Annotated in this window: 23 protein-coding genes; 15 read left to right on the top strand and 8 right to left on the bottom strand. The window is 61.3% G+C overall.

What is annotated here, in order from left to right; all coding sequences use genetic code 11:
- Positions 1-28: 28 nt before the first annotated feature.
- From DKY63_RS13730 to gap, 5 genes are all read right to left on the bottom strand, one after another.
- Positions 29-2590, bottom strand: coding sequence for a TonB-dependent receptor (locus DKY63_RS13730; RefSeq protein WP_110964594.1), 2562 nt, complete (start codon positions 2588-2590; stop codon positions 29-31).
- Between the two features lie 122 nt (positions 2591-2712).
- The gene (locus DKY63_RS13725) at positions 2713-3678 is read right to left on the bottom strand and encodes a FecR family protein (protein ID WP_110964593.1); all 966 of its coding nucleotides are present in this window, start codon (positions 3676-3678) and stop codon (positions 2713-2715) included.
- A gap of 102 nt (positions 3679-3780) precedes the next feature.
- On the bottom strand, positions 3781-4299 hold the full coding sequence (locus DKY63_RS13720; protein WP_110964592.1) for an RNA polymerase sigma factor: 519 nt from the start codon (positions 4297-4299) through the stop codon (positions 3781-3783).
- Positions 4300-4377: 78 nt separating this feature from the next.
- The gene (locus DKY63_RS13715) at positions 4378-4842 is read right to left on the bottom strand and encodes a methylglyoxal synthase (RefSeq protein WP_110964591.1); all 465 of its coding nucleotides are present in this window, start codon (positions 4840-4842) and stop codon (positions 4378-4380) included.
- 147 nt (positions 4843-4989) lie between these two features.
- Complete coding sequence (gene gap / locus DKY63_RS13710) at positions 4990-5991, bottom strand: type I glyceraldehyde-3-phosphate dehydrogenase (protein ID WP_110964590.1); 1002 nt, start codon at positions 5989-5991, stop codon at positions 4990-4992.
- 221 nt (positions 5992-6212) lie between these two features.
- Between gap and edd the strand changes: the two genes are divergently transcribed.
- The 11 genes from edd (at position 6213) to DKY63_RS13655 (ending at position 19872) form a co-directional block, all read left to right on the top strand.
- The gene (gene edd, locus DKY63_RS13705; RefSeq protein ID WP_110964589.1) at positions 6213-8039 is read left to right on the top strand and encodes a phosphogluconate dehydratase; all 1827 of its coding nucleotides are present in this window, start codon (positions 6213-6215) and stop codon (positions 8037-8039) included.
- On the top strand, positions 8036-8995 hold the full coding sequence (locus DKY63_RS13700) for a glucokinase (protein WP_110964588.1): 960 nt from the start codon (positions 8036-8038) through the stop codon (positions 8993-8995). The genes edd and DKY63_RS13700 overlap by 4 nt, the downstream gene beginning before the upstream one ends.
- Before the next feature lie 178 nt (positions 8996-9173).
- Complete coding sequence (locus DKY63_RS13695) at positions 9174-9905, top strand: response regulator (RefSeq protein WP_110964587.1); 732 nt, start codon at positions 9174-9176, stop codon at positions 9903-9905.
- Entirely contained in the window at positions 9895-11364 is a 1470-nt protein-coding gene (locus DKY63_RS13690) for an ATP-binding protein (protein ID WP_110964586.1), read from the top strand. The genes DKY63_RS13695 and DKY63_RS13690 overlap by 11 nt, the downstream gene beginning before the upstream one ends.
- Positions 11365-11580: 216 nt before the next feature.
- A complete protein-coding gene (locus DKY63_RS13685; RefSeq protein ID WP_110964585.1) occupies positions 11581-12840 on the top strand; it encodes an AGE family epimerase/isomerase in 1260 nt (419 codons plus the stop codon).
- A 142-nt stretch (positions 12841-12982) separates the two neighbouring features.
- Positions 12983-14290, top strand: coding sequence for an ABC transporter substrate-binding protein (locus tag DKY63_RS13680; protein WP_110964584.1), 1308 nt, complete (start codon positions 12983-12985; stop codon positions 14288-14290).
- A gap of 150 nt (positions 14291-14440) precedes the next feature.
- Complete coding sequence (locus tag DKY63_RS13675; RefSeq protein WP_110964583.1) at positions 14441-15349, top strand: carbohydrate ABC transporter permease; 909 nt, start codon at positions 14441-14443, stop codon at positions 15347-15349.
- Positions 15342-16187 (top strand): carbohydrate ABC transporter permease, encoded by an 846-nt coding sequence (locus DKY63_RS13670; RefSeq protein WP_110964582.1) that lies wholly within the window; start codon positions 15342-15344, stop codon positions 16185-16187. The genes DKY63_RS13675 and DKY63_RS13670 overlap by 8 nt, the downstream gene beginning before the upstream one ends.
- A gap of 4 nt (positions 16188-16191) precedes the next feature.
- The gene (locus DKY63_RS13665; protein ID WP_110964581.1) at positions 16192-17352 is read left to right on the top strand and encodes an ABC transporter ATP-binding protein; all 1161 of its coding nucleotides are present in this window, start codon (positions 16192-16194) and stop codon (positions 17350-17352) included.
- 204 nt (positions 17353-17556) lie between these two features.
- A complete protein-coding gene (locus DKY63_RS13660; RefSeq protein ID WP_110964580.1) occupies positions 17557-18903 on the top strand; it encodes a carbohydrate porin in 1347 nt (448 codons plus the stop codon).
- Between the two features lie 114 nt (positions 18904-19017).
- Positions 19018-19872, top strand: coding sequence for a D-hexose-6-phosphate mutarotase (locus tag DKY63_RS13655; protein ID WP_110964579.1), 855 nt, complete (start codon positions 19018-19020; stop codon positions 19870-19872).
- Positions 19873-20016: 144 nt separating this feature from the next.
- Here the strand turns inward: DKY63_RS13655 and DKY63_RS13650 are convergent, their stop codons facing one another.
- Positions 20017-20877, bottom strand: a complete 861-nt coding sequence (locus DKY63_RS13650) for a MurR/RpiR family transcriptional regulator (protein WP_175379671.1) — start codon at positions 20875-20877, stop codon at positions 20017-20019.
- 226 nt (positions 20878-21103) lie between these two features.
- Here DKY63_RS13650 and zwf point away from each other — a divergent pair, with 226 nt between their 5' ends.
- From zwf to DKY63_RS13635, 3 genes are read left to right on the top strand one after another with little or no spacing between them, the layout of a single operon-like run.
- Positions 21104-22573, top strand: coding sequence for a glucose-6-phosphate dehydrogenase (gene zwf / locus DKY63_RS13645; protein ID WP_110964577.1), 1470 nt, complete (start codon positions 21104-21106; stop codon positions 22571-22573).
- Positions 22560-23273 (top strand): 6-phosphogluconolactonase, encoded by a 714-nt coding sequence (pgl, locus tag DKY63_RS13640; RefSeq protein WP_110964576.1) that lies wholly within the window; start codon positions 22560-22562, stop codon positions 23271-23273. Before zwf ends, pgl begins: the two co-directional genes overlap by 14 nt.
- 17 nt (positions 23274-23290) lie before the next feature.
- A complete protein-coding gene (locus DKY63_RS13635) occupies positions 23291-23956 on the top strand; it encodes a bifunctional 4-hydroxy-2-oxoglutarate aldolase/2-dehydro-3-deoxy-phosphogluconate aldolase (protein ID WP_110964575.1) in 666 nt (221 codons plus the stop codon).
- 210 nt (positions 23957-24166) lie between these two features.
- On the opposite strand, the gene DKY63_RS13625 is transcribed toward DKY63_RS13635, so the two are convergent.
- Complete coding sequence (locus DKY63_RS13625) at positions 24167-25348, bottom strand: aminotransferase class V-fold PLP-dependent enzyme (RefSeq protein ID WP_110964573.1); 1182 nt, start codon at positions 25346-25348, stop codon at positions 24167-24169.
- A gap of 26 nt (positions 25349-25374) precedes the next feature.
- Complete coding sequence (locus DKY63_RS13620; protein ID WP_110964572.1) at positions 25375-25611, bottom strand: DUF3820 family protein; 237 nt, start codon at positions 25609-25611, stop codon at positions 25375-25377.
- A 203-nt stretch (positions 25612-25814) separates the two neighbouring features.
- Here DKY63_RS13620 and DKY63_RS13615 point away from each other — a divergent pair, with 203 nt between their 5' ends.
- Positions 25815-26282, top strand: a complete 468-nt coding sequence (locus DKY63_RS13615; protein ID WP_110964571.1) for a ferritin-like domain-containing protein — start codon at positions 25815-25817, stop codon at positions 26280-26282.
- Positions 26283-26377 lie beyond the last annotated feature (95 nt).

The raw sequence follows: 26377 nt of genomic DNA, 5'->3' as shown, positions 1-26377 counted from the left end.
ATCAAGTCGCGCAACGAGGTAATCGAGGTCAGATATCCCACACCAGATTGATCGCGAAATTACGGCCCGGCTGGGTCAGGCGATCGAGGTTGGCCGGTTGTGTCACCGAGGCTTCGCCGACGCTGTCGTAGCCGCGCACGTCATCCCATTCCCAGTACTTTTTGTTGGTCAGGTTGTACAGGCCCGCGTTGACGGTCACGTCGTCGGTCACCTTGTAGAAGCCCGCCAGGTCGAGCACGCCATAACCCGGTGTCTTGAACTGGGTGCTGGTGCCATCCGGTGTGTTGAAGCTGGTGCTGTCGACCCGGGTCTTGCGCTTGACCAGGGTCCAGTTCAGCAAGGCGCCGTATTTGTCCTGGTCGTAGCCGAGGCCGAACACGCCGGTCAGCGGGTTGATGCTGTTGAGCGGCTCGCCGCTGTCGTCGTTGCGACCATACAGGTAAGCCACCGAGCCTTGGGTGTAGAGGCCGCTTGGCGCGCCGAAGGTGTCCAGGTTCAAGCGTCCCTTGAGTTCCAGGCCCTTGATGGTGGCGTGCTTGATGTTATTGCTCTGGAACGTGGTCTCGGTGTAGCCGGGGGTGATGGCGTTCTCGTCGATGAAATCGCGATATTTGTTGTAGAACACCGCGACATCGAAGGTGCCGGCGTCAAACTGGCCGCGCAGGCCGGTTTCGTAGCTCTTGCTCTTTTCCGGTTCGAGGTCGGGATTGGGCGCGACCTGATAGCCGCCCGCCAGGTTTTCGAAGCGACCATACAGCGCCTTGGCGGTTGGCGTGCGGAAGCCTTCGGCGTACTGGCCGTACCAGGTGTAATGGTCATTGAAGCGATAAGTCGTGCCGAATTTCGGCGACAGGCGATGCCAGGTCTTTTCGTCGTCGTTCACTTCGCCGTTGCCGCTCTGGTCGGCCGTGGCCAGGAATTCCTTGGTCAGGTGCGGCTTGAGTTGGGTGTAGTCGTAGCGCAGGCCCGGCACGAAGGTCCAGTTGTTCCAGGCGATCTGGTCCTGGGCGAACAGGCTGTAAGTGTTGATGGTCGGGTCCGGGAAATCGCTGGCCGGGGTCAAGGTGTCGGCGGGGCTCACGGCGCCAACGACGCGGCACGTACTGGCCACGGTCAGGCAGGTGCCGGTGCCGGTGCGCAGGCCGGTGACTTTGTCCTGCTTGAGGGTGGTGCCGTAGGTCACGACGTGGTCGGTGTCGGCGATGGCGAACGCCTTGTCTGCCTGGGCGTCGAACACCCACTGGCGATCCTTGTAGGTGGTATTTCGGTTACGCAGCACGGTGCGTGACGGCGCGTAGATTTCTTCGGTGCTCTGGTCGGTCTTGGCGATCTGGTAATTCAAGGTCCACTTGATGTTGTCCGCCAGCAGGCTGTCCAGCGCGAAGCTGTGATCCAGGCCGAACCGCTCGCGGGTGATGGTGTCGTTGCCGGTGCGGGATTTGTAGAAGCCAAAACCGCGTCCTGCGTTGAACGGGCCACCGACGGCGCTCAACTGATTGGTGTCGCGGTCGTCCTTGTAATGCTCGTAGGTCAGGCCGAAGCGTGCGTCGTCGGCGTAGTTCCAGCCCAGTTTGGCGAGGACGTTGGTGGTGCGCACATCTTCGGGGTTCGCCTCGGTGCGATTGAGACCGGTGCCGCCGGTCTCGCCGTAGGACTCGGTTTCATGACCGTTGCGCTGGCTCAGATGCAACAGGCCATCGAAGTCGCCGGTGCGTCCGGCCACGGTCCCGGAGGTCAGCCAGCTGTCATCGGCCGAGCTATAGCCGGTCTTCAGGCGTGCTCCGACGTCCTGGCCTGGCTTGATGATGTCGTCCGGGTCGAGGGTGTAGTAGCTGACGGCGCCGCCGATGGCGTTGCTGCCATACAGTACCGACGCCGGGCCGCGCAGGATTTCCACACGCTTGACGATTTCCGGGTCGACATAGTTGCGGTTGGTCTGGGCATACGGGCCATTGAAAAAGCCGTCGGGCACTTGCACGCCGTCGACCTGGGTCAATACGCGATCACCATCGATACCGCGGATGTTGTAGCCGGAAAGACCGGCACGGGTGCCGGTGCCGCCTACCGAAACGCCCGGTTCGTAACGAACCAGATCCTTGATGTTGTTAACGTTGTTGCGGTCAAGATCTTCGCGGGTCTGGACCGTGACGGTGCTGGGCACACTGTTGATGTCTTGTTCCTGGCGAGTGGCGCTGATGGTGACCTGCTGCAGATTCAGTGCGCCTGGAGTATTGCGTGGTTCGAGAATGATGTTGTTGCTGCTCAGTTTGCGATAGCTCAGGTGGGTCCCCACCAATAGCTGATCAAGCGCCTTCTCTGGCGACAACGATCCGCGCACGCCCGGTGACTCCATGCCTTGCGCCAGTTCAGCGGAGAAGCCGACCTGCCAGCCTGTCACGGTTGTGAATGCGTTGAGCGCCGACACCAGTGGCTGTTTTGGAATGGCGAACGAATAGTCGCCCATGCTGCGGCTCGGCTGTTCGGCAGTGGCGGCCGAGACCTGCGCGGTGCCGGCCATCAGGATGGCAGCGGTCAGCAGCGACAGCACATAGGACGGTGAAGAGGACTGGCGGGTGAGGCGAGAGGACATCGATAGCGCTCCGTGTCGCACGAATCTTTATAGGTGCTGATGGGCATCAGAAGATGCGAATCAATTGCATTGGCTATAACGAGACGTACGAGCTTCGGCTATCGAGTAAAAATAATTCTCATTCAGTTCAAGATCACCAGCGCGGGGAATTCCTTGAGTCGCGCCGAGGTGATGTGCGCCAGTGAACGAACCACGTCCAATGGCTGGTCGAGACGGTAGTTTCCGGTGACCGCCACATCCGCCAACTGCTCGTTGGTGTTGATGATCCAGCCCGGGTAGTAGCGCCGCAGTTCCGCCAGCACCTGGCTCAGCGGGCAGTTTTCGAACACCAGGCGACCCTGGACCCAGGCCAGGTCGGTGGCGGCATCGAGCTTGGCCGGGCGGTCGAAGCCGTTAGGGCCGATGCGAATGCTTTCACCGGCGGTCAGTCGCACCCGCGCGTCATCGCGAGTGGCGCGCAAATCGACATCCCCGCGCTGCACACGCACCTGGGTCACGCCATCGAGGTAACGCACGGCGAAGGCGGTGTCGCGGACGCTGGCGGTGACCGGGCCTGCATCGATCTCCAGCGGTTGGCCGCGATGGGGCTGCACCTCGAAAAACGCTTCGCCCTGATACAGGCGCGCCACCCGTTGCTGATCGTTGATGGTGCTGGAAAACGCCGAGTTGGTATTGAGCAAAACCTTGGAGCCGTCCTCCAGTTGCAGACGCTGGCGCTCACCGACCACGGTCAGGTGATCGGCCTGTAGTCGCATCGGCAGGTTGCCGAAGCTGAACAAACCGAGGATCAGCACGGCGGCGGTGGCCAGGGGCTTCCAGTGCGGACGCAGGCGCGACAGGACAGTGACTTTGGCTGGGCGCGACGCCAGGCTTTGCGCGCATTGCGTGACTTGCGGGCCGTTCCAGATCGCCTGGGCCCTGGCGAAGGCCTCGGCGTTTGCCGGGTCGGCGGCGAGCCAGGCGTGGAACTGGCGAGACTGTTCTTCGCTCGGGCTGTCCAGCACGATCAGCCAGTCCATAGCCTGGTCCATCGCGTCTGCAGAATCCTGCGCCGGGGAGGGCGAAGGGGAGCGGTGGGTGTCCGTCACGGTGTTTCCTCGGCAGTGTCTGTGCACGGCTGTTTTTTTAGTGAAGCGCAAAAGAGGGGCAAGGGTAGCCCTGAAGAACAAAGGCGTCGAGACACGGACGACTCAGCGGCCGTTCGAGCGGTTGGCGAGGCCGATACAGATGCTCATGATCAGTTTCAGTTCCTTCTGCACGGTGCTCTGCGAGACGTCGAGTTTTTCGGCGATCTCCAGGTAGCTGTGGCCGTGCAGGCGGCTGAGGATGAAGATCTGTTGCTGGCGGGGGCTGAGTTGACCGAGGCGCACGTTCAAACGCTCCAGCAGTTGTTCGGCATGGGCGGCATCCTCGGCGCTGCTGGCCGGGGCGGCGACACTTTCCACGACCTCCAGCGGCACGTCATCGACCATGGTTCGCGAGTGGATGCGCCGCGCGCGCAAGTGGTCCAGCGCCAGGTTGCGGGCAGTCTGGAAAACGAAGGGTTCCAGATGATCGATGGCCCGCTCGCTGAGCGCGCGGGTCACCCGCAGGTAAGTCTCCTGCAGGAGATCCTCGGCGGTGCTGTGGTTGTTGACCATCCGCTCCAGCGTGCGCAGCAGGGAGACTCGCTGGGTGATGAAGACGTCGTTGAAGCGCGATTGACTCACGGGAGGACCTGATCCATTTCGAGCGAATGATAATGCTTATCATCCACTGCGCTGGTCAAGTGCTGATTTTTCCGAGCGTCAGACGCGGCCCTGCAAATACGTGGCGTAATCGGGAATCCGGTGCAGGTGCGCCTGATCCATCAACGGACTGCTGAGCAGGTAGTCGGCGCTGCATTCATTGCAGGCCACGGGAATGTTCCAGACCGCGGCGACTCGCAGCAAGGCCTTGATGTCCGGGTCGTGGGGTTGCGGCTCGAACGGGTCCCAGAAGAACACCAGCATGTCGACCCGTTGCTCGGCAATTTGCGCACCGAGCTGCTGGTCGCCACCCAGCGGGCCGCTGATCATGCTCTCCACCGGAAGGTTCAGACGTTGTTGCAATAACAAACCCGTGGTGCCGGTGGCGACCAGTTGATGCTGGGCGAGCCGGTCTTTCTGGCGCTCGGCCCAGTCCAGCAAAAACACTTTGCAGTGGTCATGGGCGACCAGGGCGATGCGCTTGCGCGCGGCCATGGTTTTTTCGGTGAAGCTGATTCCGATCATCTCGATGGTTGCTCCAGAAATGACACGCACCCTGTAGGAGCGAGTCTGCTTGCGATGGTCGTCAATGATGACGCGGGAAACCTGACACCCCGTGGTGATCTTGAGTCCATCGCGAGCGGGCTCGCTCCTACAGGGAACAGGCGCGGTTTACTCGGCGTTACACAGCGCCAGGCAGTTATCGAGCATGCGGTTGGAGAAGCCCCATTCGTTGTCGTACCAGGCCAGCACCTTGAGCAGCTTGCCGCTGGACTTGGTGTGGTTGGCGTCGAAGATCGACGACAGCGGGTTGTGGTTGAAGTCACTGGAAACCAGCGGCAGAGCGTTGTAGCCAAGAATCTTCGAGTGCTGGCTGGCCTGCTTGAGCAGCGCGTTGACTTCTTCTGCACTCGCTTCGCGTTTGAGCTGCACGGTCAGGTCCACCAGCGACACGTTGATCACCGGTACGCGCACGGCCATGCCGGTCAGCTTGCCCGCCAGCTCCGGCAATACCAGGCCGACCGCTTCGGCGGCGCCGGTCTTGCTCGGGATCATGTTCTGGGTGGCGGAGCGGGCGCGGTACGGGTCGCTGTGGTAGACATCGGTCAGGTTCTGATCGTTGGTGTAGGCGTGAATGGTAGTCATCAGGCCGCTTTCGATGCCCAGTTCGCGGTGCAGCACCTGCGCCACCGGGGCCAGGCAGTTGGTGGTGCACGACGCGTTGGAAATGATCTGGTGCGACTGGCGCAGGATGTCGTGGTTGACCCCATACACCACGGTGGCATCGGCGCCCTTGGCCGGTGCCGAGATAATCACTTTGCGGGCGCCGGCGGTGATATGCGCGGCGGCTTTGGCGCGGTCGGTGAACAGACCGGTGCATTCGAATACCACATCAATTTTTTCAGCGGCCCAGGGCAGGTCGGCGGGATTGCGAATGGCGCTGACCGAAATACGGTCACCATTGACGGTCAGGCTTTCCTGATCGTGCTGCACATCGGCGTCGAATGTGCCGTGAACGGTGTCGTACTTGAGCAGGTGAGCGTTGATCGCGCTATCGCCCAGGTCGTTGATGGCGACGATTTGCAGATCCTGACGGTAGCCCTGGGTATAGAGTGCGCGCAGGACGTTACGACCGATACGGCCAAAACCATTGATTGCGATTCGAAGAGTCATATATCAGCGCTACCGTCGTTTTGTTGTTGGAATAACAAGATTATTCGTAAAAAAATAGAAAACAAGCCTTTTTGATGGCAATATTTTATTCATTCTACAACGAGTGACCTGAACCAACTGGTCCAACCGATCAACAAAACCGTCCGTCATCCCAACGACATCGGCGTTTGATCAGCATAGACAATCAGGTCCGCCACATCCGTTAGCCTGGAGTTCTACACATGCATCCCCGCGTCCTTGAGGTCACCGAACGCCTTATCGCCCGTAGTCGCGCCACGCGTGAGGCTTACCTGGCACTGATCCGCGATGCCGCCAGCGACGGTCCGATGCGCGGCAAACTGCAATGCGCCAACTTCGCCCACGGCGTGGCCGGCTGCGGCAGCGATGACAAGAACAGCCTGCGGATGATGAACTCCGCCAACATCGCGATAGTTTCGTCATATAACGACATGCTCTCGGCGCACCAGCCGTACGAAGTCTTCCCGGAGCTGATTAAAAAGGCCCTGCGCGAGATCGGTTCGGTCGGCCAGTTCGCCGGCGGCACCCCGGCCATGTGCGATGGCGTGACCCAGGGCGAGCCGGGCATGGAGCTGAGCCTGCCCAGCCGCGAAGTGATTGCGCTGTCCACCGCCGTGGCGTTGTCCCACAACATGTTCGATGGCGCGCTGATGCTCGGCATCTGCGACAAGATCGTCCCCGGCCTGATGATGGGTGCGCTGCGTTTCGGTCATCTGCCAATGATCTTCGTGCCGGGCGGGCCGATGGTCTCGGGCATTTCCAACAAGCAGAAAGCCGATGTGCGCCAGCGCTATGCCGAAGGCAAGGCCAGCCGCGAAGAGCTGCTGGAATCGGAAATGAATTCCTACCACAGCCCCGGTACCTGCACCTTCTACGGCACCGCCAACACCAACCAGTTGCTGATGGAAGTCATGGGCCTGCACCTGCCGGGCGCATCCTTCGTCAACCCGAACACGCCATTGCGTAATGCCCTGACTCGCGAAGCGGCGCATCAAGTGACGCGCCTGACCAAGCAGAATGGCAATTACATGCCGATCGGTGAAATCGTCGACGAGCGTTCGCTGGTCAACTCCATCGTCGCCCTGAATGCCACCGGCGGCTCGACCAACCACACCCTGCACATGCCGGCCATCGCCATGGCGGCGGGCATCCAGTTGACCTGGCAGGACATGGCCGACCTCTCCGAAGTCGTGCCGACCCTGAGCCACGTCTACCCGAACGGCAAGGCCGACATCAACCACTTCCAGGCAGCGGGTGGCATGTCGTTCCTGATCCGCGAACTGCTGGACGCCGGGCTGCTCCACGAAAACGTCAACACCGTGATGGGCCCGGGCCTTCGCCGCTACACCCAGGAGCCGTTCCTCGACAACGGCGAACTGGTCTGGCGCGAAGGCATCACCGACAGCATGGACGAAAGCATCCTGCGCCCGGTCGCCCGCGCGTTCTCACCAGAGGGCGGCTTGCGAGTGATGGAAGGCAACCTCGGTCGCGGGGTGATGAAGGTCTCGGCAGTGGCGCTGGAAAACCAGATCGTCGAAGCACCGGCCATGGTGTTCCAGGATCAGCAGGACCTGGCCGATGCGTTCAAGGCCGGTTTGCTGGAGAAGGATTTCGTCGCGGTGATGCGCTTCCAGGGCCCGCGCTCCAACGGCATGCCGGAGCTGCACAAAATGACGCCGTTTCTCGGCGTACTGCAGGATCGCGGCTTTAAAGTCGCACTGGTCACCGACGGGCGCATGTCCGGCGCGTCGGGGAAAATCCCGGCGGCCATTCACGTCAGTCCCGAGGCTTATGTGGGCGGCGCTTTGGCGCGGGTGCAAGAGGGCGATATCATCCGCGTCGATGGCGTCAAAGGCACCCTGGAGATCAAGGTGGACGCCGCAGAATTCGCCGCGCGCACGCCGGCCAAGGGCCTGTTGGGCAACAACATCGGCACCGGTCGCGAGCTGTTCGGTTTCATGCGCATGGCCTTCAGCTCGGCGGAGCAGGGCGCCAGCGCCTTCACTTCTGCCCTGGAGACGCTTAATTGAAACTGGCTTTGGTCGGTGACATCGGTGGGACCAACGCACGCTTCGCGTTGTGGAAAAACCAGCAGCTGGAATCGGTCCAGGTGCTGGCGACGGCCGACCATGCCAGCCCGGAAGAGGCGATCAGCCTGTATCTGGGCGGGCTGGGCCTGGCGCCGGGTTCGATCGGTTCGGTGTGCCTCTCGGTGGCCGGTCCCGTGAGCGGCGACGAATTCAAGTTCACCAACAACCACTGGCGCCTGAGCCGCAAGGGCTTTTGCCAGACCTTGCAGGTCGACCAGTTGCTGCTGGTCAACGACTTCTCCGCCATGGCCCTGGGCATGACTCGTTTGCAGCCGGGGGAATACCGCGTGGTCTGCGAAGGCACGCCGGAGCCGATGCGCCCGGCGGTGGTGATCGGTCCGGGCACTGGCCTGGGCGTCGGCACCTTGCTCAATCTGGGCGAAGGGCGATTCGCCGCGCTGCCGGGCGAGGGTGGCCATGTCGACTTGCCGCTGAGCAGTCCGCGCGAAACTCAACTGTGGCAGCACATCTTCAATGAGATCGGGCACGTCAGCGCGGAAACCGCGTTGAGTGGTGGCGGCTTGCCTCGTGTCTATCGGGCGATCTGCGCGGTGGATGGGCATGAACCTGTGCTCGACACCCCGGAAGCGATCACTGCGGCGGGTCTTGCGGGCGATCCGATCGCGCTGGAAGTGCTCGAACAATTCTGCTGCTGGCTCGGCCGCGTGGCCGGCAACAACGTGCTGACCACCGGCGGACGCGGTGGCGTGTACATCGTGGGCGGGGTGATTCCGCGCTTCGCCGATTTCTTCCTCGAAAGCGGCTTTGCGCGGTGCTTTGCCGACAAGGGCTGCATGAGCGATTACTTCAAGGGGATTCCGGTGTGGCTGGTGACGGCGCCGTATTCCGGGTTGGTGGGTGCCGGTGTAGCACTGGAGCAATCAATCCCCGCTTGAAATGCAATCAAATTGTAGGAGCGAGCCTGCTCGCGATGACGGAGTGTCAGTCAGCAGAAATGTTGGATGCAAGACCGCTATCGCGAGCAGGCTCGCTCCTACAGTTGTTCTGTGTTGTTAGTAAAAGTGGTGCTTAAGGCATAATCCGCCCAATTCCAACAACAAGGACGCCTTCGAAGTGAGCTCAGTCAACAAATCGATTTTGTTGGTCGATGACGATCAAGAGATCCGCGAGTTGCTGGACACCTACCTGACCCGCGCCGGTTTCCAGGTCCGCACCACGCCCGACGGCGCCGGTTTTCGCCAGGCCCTGAATGACGAGCCGAGCGATCTGGTAATCCTCGACGTGATGCTGCCCGACGAAGACGGCTTCAGCCTGTGTCGCTGGATTCGCCAGCATCCCAAGCGCGCACAGGTGCCGATCATCATGCTCACCGCCAGTTCCGACGAGGCCGACCGGGTCATCGGCCTGGAGCTGGGCGCCGACGATTATCTGGGCAAACCCTTCAGTCCTCGTGAACTGCAGGCCCGCATCAAGGCGTTGTTGCGCCGCGCCCAGTTCGGTCAGGAACGTAATGGCGGTGAGGTCCTGGCCTTCGATGACTGGCGCCTGGACATGGTCAGCCACCGCCTGTTTCACATCGATGGCGAAGAAGTGATTCTGTCCGGCGCCGATTTCGCCTTGCTGAAACTGTTCCTCGATCACCCCCAGCAAATCCTCGACCGCGACACCATCGGCAACGCCACCCGTGGCCGCGAATTGATGCCGCTCGATCGCATCGTCGACATGGCGGTCAGTCGCCTGCGCCAGCGCCTGCGCGACACGGAAAAACCGCCACGGCTGATCCGCACCGTGCGCGGCAGCGGCTATCAACTGGCCGCCAATGTGGTCGCCAGCAATGGTCACTGAGTCCCTGCGCAAGCTGGTGCGACGCATCCCGGTGCCGCGTTCGCTGCTCGGACGGATGTTGCTGCTGACCTTGCTGGCGGTGTTGTTCGCGCAGACGCTGTCGAGCGTGATCTGGGTGTCGCAACTGCGCGCCACGCAGCTCGAAGGTCTGGTCACCAGCGCCCGCAGCCTCGCCCATTCAATGAACGCCAGCGTCAGCTACCTGCGTTCGCTGCCGGTGGCCTATCGGCCGCTGGTGCTCGACCAGTTGCGCAGCATGGGCGGCACGCGATTCGTGGTGACCCTCAACGACAAACCCCTGGGCATGGAAGTGCTGCCGATCACCCCGCGCAAGGCGGCGGTGATGCAGGCGGTGGACGAAGTGCTGCGCCAGTCCCTGGGGCAGGACACCGACATTTCGGTGTCGTTCGTCAGCCCCGAGGACCTGCGGATTTTCAATGGCGGCCTGAAACTCGATGAATTGCCGCGCTCCTGGGCGCACTACGCGCTGACCCTGGAACCGGTCAACCCGCCAGTGCTGGTGACGCAGATCCAGATGGCGCCGGGCGAATGGCTGTACATCGCCTCGCTGTTGCCCGAGCCCTACACCAGTCTGGAAGAGCAGGGCCTGCCGGCGCAGCAGGTGTGGTTCATCGTCCTCACCAGCGGCTTTTTGCTGTTGTTCATCGGTCTGCTGGTGCATTGGCAGAGCCGACCGCTCAAGCGCCTGGCGCGGGCGGCGCGGGAGTTGTCGCTGGGGGCGGATGTAGAGCCGGTGGCGGAGGGCGGCGGCAGTGAAGTGGTTGAGGTCGGCCGCGCCTTCAACACCATGCGCGAGCGCATCAGCCGCTACCTGACCGAACGCAGCCAATTGTTCAGTGCGATCTCCCACGACCTGCGCACGCCGATCACCCGTCTGCGTTTGCGGGTTGAACTGCTGGAAGACGAAAAGCTGCAAGCCAAGTTCGGTCGCGACCTGGATGAGCTGGAGCTGTTGGTCAAGGGCGCGCTGCAATGCGTGAAGGACACCGACATCCACGAAAACATCGAACCGGTGGATCTCAACTACGTGCTCGATTGCCTGGTGGAGCCGTACCTGTCGCCCAACGGCAACGGTCGAGTGACCCAGCAGGGGCGCGCGCTGGCCAGTTATCCGGGCAAACCCCTGGCGCTCAAGCGCTGCATCGGCAACCTGATCGACAATGCGCTGAAGTATGGCCAGAACGCCCACCTGCACATCGATGACGACGAGAGTGCGTTTGTGCTGCACGTCGACGACGAAGGGCCGGGGGTACCCGAGCAACGGCTGGAGCAGGTGTTCGAACCGCACTTTCGTTTGGCCGGGCAGCAGCAGGGTTATGGGTTGGGGCTGGGCATCGCGCGCAACATTGCCCATAGCCATGGTGGGGAAGTGAGTTTGCAGAATTTGCGTGAGGGTGGGTTAAGGGTGACCTTGCAGTTGCCTCGCAGCGTTGACTGAAGACCGCGTTATCGTTCATCGCGAGCAAGCTTTGCTCCCATAGTTGTGCGTGTTACCTGTGGGAGCAAAGCTTGCTCGCGATGGCGTCAGATCATTCAACACATTCCCCAAGGCAATTGTCACAAGCCGGTGACATAACTCGCCCCCTTCGTTACAAGCCCGCCCCAGCCCGTTGTTTAGACTGCCCCTCAGTCATAACAACAAAAAAGGCCCCCCATGGACCACTTCCAACCTGCCTTCAGCAGTTGGCTGAATGCACCCGCCCATCAGCAATGGCTCGCCGCCGAAGGCCTGCGCCTGCTGGCGTTTGCCAAAGCCTCGAAGCTGCCTGACGGCTTCGGCAATCTCGACGAAAAAGGTCGCCTGCCTGCCGACGCGCAAGCCGAAACCATGAACACCGCACGCATGACCCACAGCTTCGCCATGGCCCATATCCAGGGCCTGCCGGGGTTCGCCGAGTTGGTGGATCACGGCATCCAGGCGCTGCGCGGGCCGTTGCGCGATGCATTGCATGGCGGCTGGTTCGCCGTGGCCGAACACCGCGATGGCAACACCGGCAAGAACGCCTACCTGCATGCTTTCGTGGCGCTCGCCGCCAGCTCCGCGGTGGTGGCGCAGCGTCCCGGCGCACAGGCCTTGCTCGAAGATGCGATCGACATCATCGACACCTATTTCTGGAGCGAAGAGGAAGGCGCCATGCGCGAATTCTTCAACCGCGACTGGAGTGAAGAAGAGGCGTACCGGGGCGCCAACAGCAACATGCACGCCACCGAAGCGTTCCTCGCACTGGCCGATGTCACCAATGACAACCGCTGGCTGTGCCGCGCCCAGCGCATCGTCGAGCGGGTGATTCACGGTCACGCCGCCGCCAATGGCTACCTGGTGATCGAACATTTCGACCGCGACTGGCAGCCGTTGCGCGAGTACAACCACGACAATCCTGCCGACGGTTTCCGCCCCTACGGCACCACGCCGGGACACGGCTTCGAATGGGCGCGACTGGTGTTGCACCTTGAGGCTGCGCGGGTGCGCGCCGGCATGCTCACGCCGGGATGGCTGGTCACCGATGCGCAAAAACTCTTCGAACAAAACTGCCTCAATGGCTGGGACGTCGATGGCGCGCCGGGCATCGTCTACACCCTCGACTGGGACAATCGCGCGGTGGTACGCCATCGTCTGCACTGGACCCATTGCGAAGCCAGCGCCGCCGCCAGCGCCTTGCTCAAGCGCACCGGCGAGGCGCAATACGAGCACTGGTACCGGCTGTTCTGGGAATTTTGCGAGCAGCATTTCATCGACCGTTGTGACGGCAGTTGGCACCACGAACTCGACCCGCTGAACCGCCCGAGCGCCGACATCTGGGCCGGAAAACCCGACCTCTATCACGCCTGGCAGGCGCTGCTGATCCCGCGCCTGCCCCTGGCGCCAAGCATGGCCACGGCGCTGGGACAGTTGTCCCAGAGCGCTGCTTTGTAATCAGCTATGTAACCAGCTGTGTAACCATGTGGTGACATTCCCGCGTCCCTTCGTTACCTGCGAAGGGATGTCCGCTGTTTAAAATCCCATGCAGCGCAAGCACCAGACTTGCAACGCATAACAACAAGAAAGGTACTCCTAGATGAATGCGATTTCTCGCCTCGCTACTGTCATTTCTCTCGCCTCCCTGGTTCCATTTTCCGCGTTCCCTATTAGTGCTCTTGCCGACGATGCCAAAGGCTCGGTGGAAGTCGTTCACTGGTGGACATCCGGTGGTGAAAAGGCAGCGGTCGATGTCCTCAAGGCCCAGGTCGAAAAAGACGGTTACACCTGGAAGGACGGCGCAGTCGCCGGTGGTGGCGGCTCCACCGCCATGACCGTACTCAAGAGCCGCGCCGTGGCCGGTAACCCGCCAGGCGTTGCCCAGATCAAGGGCCCGGACATCCAGGAATGGGGCAGCACCGGCCTGCTGAGCACCGACACCCTGGCCCCTGTGGCCAAGGCGGAAAACTGGGATGGCCTGCTGTCGAAGAAAGTCTCCGACACCGTCAAGTACGAAGGCGATTACGTGGCCGTGCCGGTGAACATCCACCGTGTGAACTGGCTGTGGATCAACCCGGAAGTGTTCAAGAAAGCCGGGATCGACAAGGCCCCGACCACCCTCGAAGAATTCTACGCCGCCGGCGACAAGCTCAAGGCCGCCGGCTTCATCGCGCTCGCCCACGGTGGCCAGCCGTGGCAGGACAGCACCGTGTTCGAAGACGTGGTGCTCTCGGTCATGGGCGCCGATGGCTACAAGAAAGCGCTGGTGGATCTCGACCAGAAAACCCTGTCGGGCGCCGAGATGACCAAGGCCTTCACGGAGCTTAAAAAAATCACCACCTACATGGACCCGAACCGTGCCGGTCGTGACTGGAACATCGCTGCCGCCGACGTGATCAACGGCAAGGCGGGCATGCAGATGATGGGCGACTGGGCCAAGAGTGAATGGACCGCCGCCAAGAAAGTCGCCGGCAAGGACTACCAGTGCGTAGCGTTCCCGGGGACCGACAAGGCCTTCACCTACAACATCGACTCGATGGCCGTGTTCAAGCTCAAGGCTGATCGCAAAGGCGACATCGCCGCGCAGCAGGACCTGGCCAAGGTCGCGCTGGGCACCGACTTCCAGAAAGTCTTCAGCATCAACAAAGGCTCGATCCCGGTCCGCACCGACATGCTGAACGAGATGGACAAACTGGGCTTCGACTCCTGCGCCCAGACCGCTGCCAAGGACTTCCTGGCGGACGACAAGACCGGAGGCCTGCAACCGAGCATGGCGCACAACATGGCCACTTCCCTGGCCGTGCAGGGCGCGATCTTCGACGTGGTCACCAACTTCATGAACGACAAGGACGCCGACCCGGCCAAGGCCAGCGCGCAGCTGGCGTCGGCGGTCAAAGCGGCCCAGTAATCCCTGACACCGAGGAGTCCCCTGTAGGAGCGAGCCTGCTCGCGATGGTGTGTCAGTAACACAGATGTCGACTGACACTCCATCGCCAGCAGGCTGGCTCCTACAAGGGGTCGTACTCCGATCCTTTACATCTAAACCTGGATTATCCCGATGAGCTCTGTGGCGGTTTTCAGCAAAGCCTCACCGTTCGATGCGCTGCAGCGCTGGCTACCCAAACTGGTACTGGCGCCGAGCATGCTGATCGTGTTGGTTGGCTTCTACGGTTACATCATCTGGACGTTCATTCTGTCCTTCACCAACTCCAGCTTCATGCCGAGCTACAAGTGGGTCGGCCTGCAGCAATACATGCGCCTGATGGACAACGACCGCTGGTGGGTCGCGAGCAAGAACCTCGCGGTGTTCGGCGGTCTGTTCATCGGCATCAGCCTGGTGCTGGGCGTGCTCTTCGCGGTGCTGCTGGACCAGCGCATCCGCAAGGAAGGCTTCATCCGCACCATCTACCTGTACCCGATGGCGCTGTCGATGATCGTCACCGGTACTGCCTGGAAATGGCTGCTCAACCCAGGCCTTGGCCTGGACAAGATGCTGCGTGACTGGGGCTGGGAAGGCTTCCGCCTGGACTGGCTGGTGGATCAGGATCGCGTGGTGTACTGCCTGGTGATCGCCGCTGTCTGGCAAGCCTCCGGCTTTGTCATGGCGATGTTCCTCGCCGGCCTGCGGGGTGTCGATCAGTCGATCATCCGTGCCGCGCAAGTCGATGGTGCGAGCCTGCCGACCATCTACCTGAAGATCGTCTTGCCGAGCCTGCGCCCGGTGTTCTTCAGCGCCTTCATGATCCTGGCGCACATCGCGATCAAGAGCTTCGACCTGGTGGCGGCGATGACCGCTGGCGGTCCTGGCTACTCCTCCGACCTGCCGGCGATGTTCATGTATTCCTTCACCTTCAGCCGTGGCCAGATGGGTATCGGTTCGGCCAGCGCCATGCTGATGCTCGGTGCCGTGCTGACCATCCTCGTGCCGTATCTGTACTCCGAGCTGCGAGGCAAGCGCCATGACTAATCAACTGGGCAAACCTTCCTTGAGTTTCAGCCGCATCGCCATCTACGCCACCTTGTTGCTGGCGGCGGCGGTGTACCTGATTCCGCTGATCGTGATGCTGCTGACCAGCTTCAAGACCCCGGAAGACATTCGCACCGGCAACCTGTTGAGCTGGCCGGCGGTGATCGACGGCATCGGCTGGATCAAGGCCTGGGACGTGGTCGGCGGCTACTTCTGGAACTCGGTGAAAATCACCGTGCCGGCGGTGCTGATCTCGACCTTCATCGGTGCCATGAACGGCTACGTGCTGTCGATGTGGCGCTTCCGCGGTTCGCAACTGTTCTTCGGCCTGTTGCTGTTCGGCTGCTTCCTGCCGTTCCAGACCGTGCTGCTGCCGGCTTCGTTCACCCTCGGCAAGTTCGGCCTGGCCAACACCACCGCAGGCCTGGTGCTGGTGCACGTGGTCTACGGCTTGGCGTTCACCACGCTGTTCTTCCGCAACTACTACGTGAGCATTCCGGATGCGCTGGTCAAGGCCGCGCGGCTCGATGGCGCGGGCTTCTTCATGATCTTCTGGAAGATCCTGCTGCCGATGTCGATCCCGATCGTGATGGTCTGCCTGATCTGGCAGTTCACCCAGATCTGGAACGATTTCCTGTTCGGCGTGGTGTTCGCCAGTGGCGATGCGCAACCGATCACCGTGGCCCTGAACAACCTGGTCAACACCAGCACCGGGGTCAAGGAATACAACGTTGATATGGCCGCCGCGATGATCGCCGGGCTGCCGACACTGCTGGTCTACATATTCGCTGGCAAGTATTTCCTGCGTGGGCTGACGTCCGGCGCGGTCAAGGGGTAGAAACATGGCAACTCTCGAATTACGCAACGTCAACAAGACCTATGGCGCCGGCTTGCCGGACACCCTGAAAAACATCGAGCTGAAGATCAACGACGGGGAGTTCCTGATCCTGGTCGGCCCGTCGGGCTGCGGTAAATCGACCCTGATGAACTGCATCGCCGGCCTGGAAACCATCAGCGGCGGTGCGATCCTGGTGGACGACGCCGACATCAGCGGCATGAGCTCCAAGGATCGCGACATCGCCATGGTGTTCCAGTCCTACGCGCTGTACCCGACCATGAGCGTGCGCGACAACATCGCCTTCGGCCTGAAGATTCGCAAAATGCCCACCGCCGACATCGACGAAGAAGTCGCCCGTGTGGCCAAGCTGTTGCAGATCGAACACCTGCTCAGCCGCAAGCCCGGCCAGCTCTCCGGCGGCCAGCAACAGCGGGTGGCGATGGGCCGTGCACTGGCGCGGCGACCGAAGATTTATCTGTTCGACGAACCGCTGTCCAACCTCGACGCCAAGCTGCGGGTCGAGATGCGCACCGAAATGAAACTGATGCACCAGCGCCTGAAAACCACCACGGTCTACGTGACCCACGACCAGATCGAAGCCATGACCCTGGGCGACAAAGTGGCGGTGATGAAGGACGGGATCATCCAGCAGTTCGGCACCCCGAAAGACATCTACAACAACCCGGCCAACCTGTTCGTGGCGAGCTTCATCGGCTCGCCGCCGATGAACTTCATCCCCCTGCGTTTGCAGCGCAAGGACGGTCGTTTGCTGGCGCTGCTCGACAGTGGCCAGGCGCGCTGCGAACTGCCGCTGGGCATGCAGGACGCCGGCCTTGAAGACCGCGAAGTGATCCTCGGCATGCGTCCGGAGCAGATCGTGCTGGCCGGCGCCGAGGCCAATGGTTTGCCGACCATTCGCGCCGAAGTCCAGGTCACCGAGCCGACCGGTCCCGACACCTTGGTCTTCGTCAATCTCAACGGCACCAAGGTCTGCTGCCGCCTCGCACCGGACGTCGCGCCGCAGGTGGGCGAGACCCTGACCCTGCAATTCGATCCGGCGAAAGTGCTGCTGTTCGACGCCAAGAGCGGTGAGCGACTGGGGGTTGCCGGGTTGCCAAAGGTCGAGAGCCACGCTGCCAACGTTGCTCAATTCAAAGGCCGCTGAAGACCAAAAACTGTAGGAGCGAGCCTGCTCGCGATGGACGTCAACGATGACTCTGGAAACCTGACACCCCACGGTGCTCTCAGGTTTCTCGCGAGCATGCTCGCTCCTACAGGGGGGATATGCGGTGAGCGGCCTGTCGCTCTTCGCAACTGATGTAACCGCGTTAGGCAAAAAAGTTAATAACAATAAAACGAGGAAGTAGGGATGAAGAAGAACAACAGCGCTCAGCTGATCTGTCAGTTATCGGCCGTCGCGGCCATGATGCTGGCCGGTAGCGTCCACGCAGCTGAAGCGTTCAGCGCCGATTCAGAATGGATGACCGGTGATTGGGGTGGTGAACGGACCCGGCTGATCGAGCAGGGCATCGACATCAAGATGGACTATGTCGGTGAAGTCGGTGGCAACCTGCACGGCGGTTTCAACGACGACAAGACCGCGCGTTATGCCGACCAGTTCGGCCTCGGCGCGGCGCTGGACCTGCAAAAGCTGCTCGGCTGGGACAACACCCAGGCGAAGATCCAGCTGACTAACCGTAACGGCGAAAACATCTCCAACGACCGCATCGGTGATCCGCGCGCGGGCACCTTGAGTTCCTCCCAGGAAGTCTACGGTCGCGGCCACATGGTTCGTCTGACCCAGCTGTGGATCAAGCATCAGTTCTTCGACAACCAACTGGACGTCAAGGCCGGTTACTTCGGTGAAGGCGAAGACTTCAACAGCTTCCCGTGCGAATTCCAGAACCTGGCGTTCTGCGGCTCCCAGGTGGGTAACTGGGCCACCAACATCTGGTACAACTGGCCGATCAGCCAGGCGGCGATCCGCGTGAAGTGGAACATCTCGCCGGAGTGGTATGCGCAGATCGGCGCGTACAACCAGAACCCGACGCAGCTCGAGCACGGCAACGGCTTCAAGCTCAGCGGCAGCGGCACCGAGGGTACCGTACTGCCGGTCGAACTGGTCTGGCTGCCCAACCCTGGCAACCTGCCGGGCGAGTACCGTGTCGGTTACTACAAGAGCACGGCCAAGGCCGATGACGTCCGTGAAGACGAAAACGGCAATGACGCCGCCACCACCGGCAACGCCTACCGCAGCCATGACAGCAAGCACGGCTACTGGTTTGTCGCGCAGCAGCAACTCACCACGCACAACGGCGACGCTTCCCGTGGCCTGAACATTGCGGCCAACGCCACGTTCCACGACAAGGACACCAACGTCGTCGACAACTATCAGTCGCTGATGTTCGTGTACAAGGGGCCGTTCGATGCGCGTCCGAAAGATGACGTGGGCATCGGTTTCGCCCGTATCCATGTCAACGATGACGTGAAGAAAAACGCCGAGCTGGTGAACGCGGCCAATGGTGTCAGCAACTACGAAGACCCGTTGTTCTCGCCACTGCGCGAGACCGAGTACAACTACGAACTCAACTACGGCTTCCACGTCACCAACTGGCTGACCGTGCGTCCCAACCTGCAATACGTCACGCACCCCGGCGGTGTGGATGAAGTGGATAACGCGCTGGTCGCCGGCCTGAAAATTCAGTCGGTGTTCTGACGCTGTTGCGATAAGCTCCTCTCTATGTGCGCATTTTGCGGACAGCCCAGGCTGTCCGCTTTTTTTTTGGGGAGCGCGCAGCCCCGGTGACAGTGTTTTTCAGGACCGTTGCACATGCTTGAGCATCCGCTACAACGCTTCTTCAAATCCTTGCGCGAACGGCCGGTGTTTGCGTGGGAGCGCTATCAGAAGCGCGATGTGTTGGTGATCGATCACCCGTTGTGCCAGGCGGTGTTCAGCCGTCAGGGCGCGCAGCTGTTGCACTTTCAACCCAGGGATCAAAAGCCATGGCTGTGGTGCGCGGCGCGCTGGCCTCAGGTGGGCGCCATTCGCGGTGGCGTGCCGGTGTGCTGGCCGTGGTATGGCCGTCACCCGAGCGAAAATGCCTGGCCGTCACATGGTTGGGCGCGCCTGCTCGACTGGAAGCTGATCGACAGCAGCAGTGACGACGATGGTGTGCGGCTGCACTGGCGTCTCGAGTTGTGCGACTGGCAGGTGGACCTGCATGCACACCTCGGTGAAAGCATGGATCTACGCCTGAGCACCGAGCATCAGGACGACCTGCCGTGCCAGTTGAGCCAGGCTTTGCATGCTTACTGGCGTATTGGCGATGTCGCTGAGGTAGCGCTGTCTGGGCTCGATGGCGTGCAGGGTTACGACCAGTTGAGCCGAGAGTTTTGCCAGCAGGAAGGCGAGTTACGCGTCGACGGAGGCTGTCAGCGGGTGTTCCAGCATGACGGTGAATTGCAGCTCAACGACCATGCCTGGCAGCGGGCGCTGTGCATCGATACCGGGGATACGGCGGACACGGTGGTCTGGCATCCGGGGTCGCGGCCGTTGCTGGGGGTGAGCTGGAATGAAATAACCGAATTCGTTTGTGTGGAAGCGGCGAGTGGCGGCACGGACAGCCTGTGCCTGAAGCCGGGGGAGCGGGCGCATTTGAGTTTGCAGGCGCGGGTGGGAGCCTGACTTTGCGGTGTTGCCACTAACGCCATCGCGGGCAAGCCTTGCTCCCACAGTGTCCGCGTCGAGCACAAAACTTGTGACCGCCGCTCAACCTGTGGGAGCAAGGCTTGCCCGCGATGAGGCCCGATCAGGCAATGAGATTCCGGATCAGTTGAACTCGTCACCCACCGGATACCGGCTGGCATTCAGGCTCTCTTTGATCTTGCGCAAATGCGGCTGGAAATCCACGCCCCGGCGCAAGGTCATGCCGGTCGCCAGCACGTCCAGTACGGTCAACTGAATGATCCGCGAGGTCATCGGCATGTAGATGTCGGTGTCTTCCGGCAGCGGAATGTTCAGGCTCAGGGTACTGGCCTTGGCCAGCGGTGAGTTTTCCGCCGTCAGGCCCAGCACCGACGCGCCGTTTTCCCGGGCGATACGCGCCACTTCCACCAGCTCGCGGGTGCGGCCGGTGTAGGAAATGATCACGAACAATTCGCCGGTGTGTGCCACCGAGGCAATCATGCGCTGCATCAGCACGTCGGCGTGGGCGGTCACGGCCAGGTTGAAACGGAAGAACTTGTGCTGTGCATCCAGGGCCACCGGGGCCGAGGCGCCGAGGCCGAAGAAGTGGATCTGCCGCGCCTGGATCAACAGGTCGACGGCGCGGCTGATCAGGTTCGGGTCCAGCGCCTGGCAAGCGCTGTCCAGGGAGGCGATGGCGCTGCCGAAGATCTTCTGGGTGTAGGCCTGGGGATTGTCGTCGGCTTCCACCGCGCGGCTGACATAGGCCGCGCCGCTGGCCAGACTCTGGGCCAGCTGCAGCTTGAGTTCGGGGTAGCCGCTGACGCCGAAGGAACGGCAGAAACGGTTGACCGTCGGTTCACTCACCGAGGCGGCCTGGGCGAGGGCGGCGATGCTGAAGCGAGTGGCCTGCTGCGGGTTGAGCAGGATCACCTCGGCGACTTTGCGTTCGGCCTTGTTCAGCTCTTCAAGGCGATTCTGGATCTGCTCCAGTAAATTTCGCACGCGGTCCATATAAGTATCCTTAACACCGGCGCTGTTCAGCGCGCGGCTCATGCAAAAAGGGCCTTTGGTGAGGCCCGTCACGGTGGCCTATCCTACTGTTGGCTCCGACTGACCACCATATGGAATCTGTATTGTGCGAAAATGTTGTGGTTATTACTACATTTTCCCTTGAGTGATGCCTTGAAAAAAGGTATTTGTAGCTTAACTTGATAAAAGAACAAACATCATGCTTTCGATTACGGTTGAACCGTGCACCTTTGCCTTGTTCGGCGCTCTGGGCGATCTGGCCCTGCGCAAGCTGTTTCCAGCCCTTTATCAACTCGATGGCGCAGGCCTTTTGCATGAGGACACCCGCATCATCGCGCTGGCCCGTGAGCCTGGCAGCGAACAGGAGCACTTGACGTTCATCGCCTCCGAGCTGCGCCGTTACGTCGGGGCCAAGGAGCTGGACGAAGCCGTGGTCGAGCGCTTCCTCGCTCGCCTGTCCTATCTGCACGTCGACTTCCTCAAAGCCGAAGACTATGTGGCCCTGGCCGAGCAGGCCGGCAGCGCACAGCGGATGATTGCCTATTTCGCCACGCCGGCTGCGGTGTACGGCGCAATCTGCGAGAACCTGGCGAAGGTTGGCCTGGCGGAAAACACCCGCGTGGTGCTGGAAAAGCCCATCGGTTCGGACCTGGAATCCTCGCGCAAGGTCAACGATGCCGTGGCGCAGTTCTTCCCGGAGAACCGCACCTATCGCATCGACCACTACCTGGGCAAGGAAACGGTGCAGAACCTGATCGCCCTGCGTTTCGCCAACAGCCTGTTCGAAACCCAGTGGAACCAGAACTACATCTCCCACGTGGAAATCACCGTGGCCGAGAAGGTCGGTATCGAAGGCCGCTGGGGCTACTTCGACAAGGCCGGCCAGCTGCGGGACATGATCCAGAATCACCTGCTGCAACTGCTCTGTCTGATCGCCATGGACCCGCCGGCCGACCTGTCCGCCGACAGCATCCGCGACGAGAAGGTAAAGGTCCTCAAGGCGCTGGCGCCGATCAGCCCGGAAGGCCTGACCACCCAGGTGGTGCGCGGCCAGTACATCGCCGGCTACAGCGAAGGCAAGGCGGTGCCGGGCTACCTGGAAGAACCCAATTCCAACACCCAGAGCGACACCGAGACCTTCGTCGCCCTGCGTGCCGACATCCGCAACTGGCGCTGGGCCGGCGTGCCGTTTTACCTGCGTACCGGCAAGCGCATGCCGCAGAAGCTGTCGCAGATCGTCATCCACTTCAAGGAACCGTCGCACTACATCTTCGCCCCCGAGCAGCGCCTGCAAATCAGCAACAAGCTGATTATCCGCCTGCAACCGGACGAAGGCATTTCCTTGCGCGTGATGACCAAGGATCAAGGCCTGGACAAAGGCATGCAGCTGCGCAGCGGTCCGTTGCAGCTGAATTTTTCCGACACCTGGAGCAGCGCACGGATTCCCGATGCCTACGAACGGTTGTTGCTGGAAGTGATGCGCGGCAATCAGAACCTGTTTGTCCGCAAAGATGAAATCGAAGCCGCGTGGAAGTGGTGTGACCAGTTGATCGCCGGGTGGAAGAAATCCGGTGATGCGCCCAAGCCGTACGCGGCCGGGTCCTGGGGGCCGATGAGCTCCATTGCGCTGATCACGCGGGACGGGAGGTCGTGGTATGGCGATATCTGATTTGAAACTGCCCCAGGGTGTCACTGCCCATCAGTTCAAGAGCCCGGCGCTGTTGGCCGAGGCTTTGGCGCTGAACGTGGCCAAGCAACTGAGCGATGCGATCGACGCCCAGGGCACCGCGACCCTGGTGGTCTCCGGTGGCCGCAGCCCGGTGGCGTTTTTCCAGCATCTGGCCAAGCAGACGCTGGACTGGTCGAGCGTGGTGGTCAGCCTGGCCGATGAGCGCTGGGTGCCGGTGGAACACGCCGACAGCAACGCCGGTTTGCTCAAGAAATACCTGCTGCAGGGGCCAGCGGCCAAGGCGCAGTTCCTGAGCCTGTACAGCGCCAGTGCCAACCTCGAACAGGCAGCCGAACAAGCCGACTGCCGACTCTCCGAATTGCCGGTGATCGACGTGCTGGTGCTGGGCATGGGTGATGACGGCCATACCGCGTCCCTGTTCCCCGACAGCCCGAACCTCGCCGAAGCCCTGAAGGCTGACGGTGTTCGCCGCTGCTACCCGATGCTGGCGCCCACGGTGCCGCGTCAGCGCCTGACCATGAGTCGCGCGCTGCTGGCTTCGGCCAAACACAAGATCCTGTCGATTTCCGGTCAGTCCAAGCTGACCACCCTGAGTTTCGCGCTGGCCGGTGACGACGTCGCCGAACTGCCGATTCGCGCATTTCTGCAACCCACGTTAGAGATTTATTGGTGCCCATGAGCCAAGGAACAGCCGCTATGACAAATCCATCCCCGACCGTTTCCATGGCGGATAAAGTTGCCCTGATCGACAGCCTCTGCGCCAAGGCGCGGATCCTGCCGGTGATCACCATCGCCCGCGAGCAGGACATCCTGCCGCTGGCCGATGCCCTCGCCGCCGGTGGCCTGACCGCCCTGGAAGTGACCCTGCGTTCGCAGTTCGGCCTCAAGGCCATCCAGATCCTGCGCGAACAGCGTCCGGAACTGGTGACCGGCGCCGGTACCGTACTCGATCGCCACATGCTGGCGGCTGCCGAAGCTGCGGGTTCGCAGTTCATCGTCACGCCGGGCATCACCCGCGACCTGCTGGAAGCCAGCGTCGCCAGCCCGATTCCACTGCTGCCGGGCATCAGCAATGCCTCGGGCATCATGGAGGGCTATGGCCTGGGTTATCGCCGCTTCAAGCTGTTCCCGGCGGAAGTCAGCGGTGGTGTCGCGGCCATCAAGGCCCTGGGCGGCCCGTTCGGCGAAGTGAAATTCTGCCCGACCGGCGGCGTGGGTCCGGCGAACATAAAGAGCTACATGGCGCTGAAAAACGTCATGTGCGTGGGCGGTAGCTGGATGCTTGATCCTGAGTGGGTCAAGAACGGCGACTGGGCCCGCATTCAGGAATGCACCGCCGAGGCGTTGGCGCTGCTGGACTGATCCGCCTCACCCTACACGTAGTTGTGTGCTTTACGGCTTTAACGGTGCGCTTGGTCGGTGCGCCGTTTTTTTTTGCCTGCGAACAATGCCGGGCGCCAACCCCTGTAGGAGCGAGCCTGCTCGCGATGCACCAGAGAGCGCCGCGGGGTGTCAGGTTTCCATCGTCATCGTTGACGACCATCGCGAGCAGGCTCGCTCCTACAGGGGTGATCAGCGCAGTTCCTTCAGCGCTGTGATCAATTGCTTCATATGTTCCGCCGTGGTGGTCAGCCCCGGCGTAATGCGGATGCACGGACCACACGCCGCCCCCGTGCGTACCACGGTGAACAGGTTGTAGTCCTTGAGCAGTCGCTCGACCATCGCCTGTTGATCGGTCTGTGCGGTAAAGCGCATCGAGGTGATGCCGCAATACAGGCGCGGATCATCCGGTGTCAGTACTTCGATGCCCGGCAGTTCACGCACCTCTCGCACCCACAGGTTGCGCAGGTAATTCAGCCGAGAGCCCTTGGCTGCCGCGCCGCCCATGGCTTCATGCTCTTCGAGCACCAGTGGCAAGGTCAGCAGGGCCGGGATGTTCGGTGTGCTGTAGGGCGTGCGGGCGCGAATGTCGGTGACGGGGAAATGCATTTCGCCCATGTCCGGGTCGATGTCGGCCAGCCGCTCGGGCGCGATGTACAGGAAGCCCAGGGTCAGCGGCGCGCCGATCCACTTGTGCAGGTTAAAGGCGGCGAATTCGATCCCCAGCTCGTCGAGGTTGAACTCCAGTTGGCCCAAGGCGTGGGCGCCGTCGAGGATCACATCGATGCCGTGTTCCTTCGCCGCAGCGGCGATGGCCTGCACCGGCATCACCAGGCCAGTGCGGTGGGTGACGTGGGTCAGGGCCATCAGCTTCAGGCGTGGATGACGGGCAAAGGTCTCGCGGTAGGTCTTCACCAGGCTATCGAAGCTGGCCGGGTGCTGGTGCTCGATTTCGACGACCTCGACACCGCGATGTTTGGCCAGCCAGCGCATCGCGCCCTTGACGGTGTCGTATTCCAGATCGCAGATCAGCACCTGGTCGCCCGGTTGCAGCCGGTTGTAGTTGCGGATCAACGACTGCAATCCGTCCGAGGCGTTGCGGGTGAGGGCAACGGTCTCGGTTGGCATGCCGATCAGCTTGGCCACCTGCGCGCTGATCTTCACGCTGTCGCCCTGTTCGAAACGCTGGCGCACCTGAACCGAATTGCCACGGTTGATCAGCTCGATGTTGCGCTGATACTCCTCGACCACCGTGCGCGACATGCGTCCGAAGTAACCGTTTTCCAGGTTGATCGGGCCGGGTTGCAGATCGTAGCGATCGGCGAAGGTTTGCCAGAAGGCTTCATCACGGGCGCGGCGGGTATTGTCGGGCATGGGCTACTCAGGCAGGTGGAGAGTCTTCAGTGACGAGGGGCAGGTTTGCCATGTTTGGCACGCAGCGGTTCGAGCAGTTCCGACAATCCGTTGTGATCGATTTCATGCATCAGCGCCAACAGGCCACCCAGTTCGCCATGGGGAAAACCTTCGCGGGCGAACCAGTTCAGGTACGGCCCCGGCAAGTCCGCAATGATCCGGCCCTTGTATTTGCCGAAGGGCATTTGGCGGGTAATCAGAAGTTCGAGTTTTTCAGGGTTCATCACTCAGTCGTCCTGATTGCGGTGAGTCGGAAAAATACAGGCATTCTGCATGCAGGCCAATTGACAGATCATGCAAAAGAAACGGATACAGATGGATGGTATTTACGTAACTATCTAATAAATAACGACTTATTTATCAGTTTCGGAGTGGCATGCAGGGTGCAATACCTATCGCACCTTCATCAACCGCAAGGAATTGAAAAATGACTGACATGAATAAAGAAGCGATTTCTGTACTCAACGACCTGATTGAAACCAGCAAGGACGGTCAGGAAGGGTTCAAGACTTGCGCTGAAGACATCAAGCACCCGGAACTCAAGACCCTTTTCGTGCAGCGCTCGGCTGAATGTGCGACCGCTGCGTCCGAATTGCAGAGCGCCGTGCGTTCGATGGGTGGCGATCCGGAAACCACTACCAGCGTCAGTGGCGATTTGCACCGTCGTTGGGTCGACGTGAAGTCGATGTTCACCGGCAAGGGCGAAGAGGCCGTGCTGAACGAAGCCGAGCGTGGTGAAGACCATGCGTTGAAGGCTTATCGCGATGCCATGGAGAAAATCAACAAGCACAACCTGGTGGGTATTCGTGACCTGGTTGAACGCCAGTATCACGGCGTGCAACGCAACCATGATCAGGTGAAAGCCCTGCGTAACCAGGCGCGTGCGCGTTCGTAAATCCCAACCGGTAAACCCCTGTAGGAGCGAGCCTGCTCGCGATGGCGGTCCTCCATTCAACATTGATGTTGAGTGAACTGGCGCTATCGCGAGCA

The sequence above is a fragment of the Pseudomonas putida genome, assembly GCF_003228315.1.
Classification (GTDB): domain Bacteria; phylum Pseudomonadota; class Gammaproteobacteria; order Pseudomonadales; family Pseudomonadaceae; genus Aquipseudomonas; species Aquipseudomonas putida_S.
The sequence above is the reverse complement of the archived record's forward strand: the minus strand, read 5'-3'. Positions and strand labels throughout refer to the sequence as shown.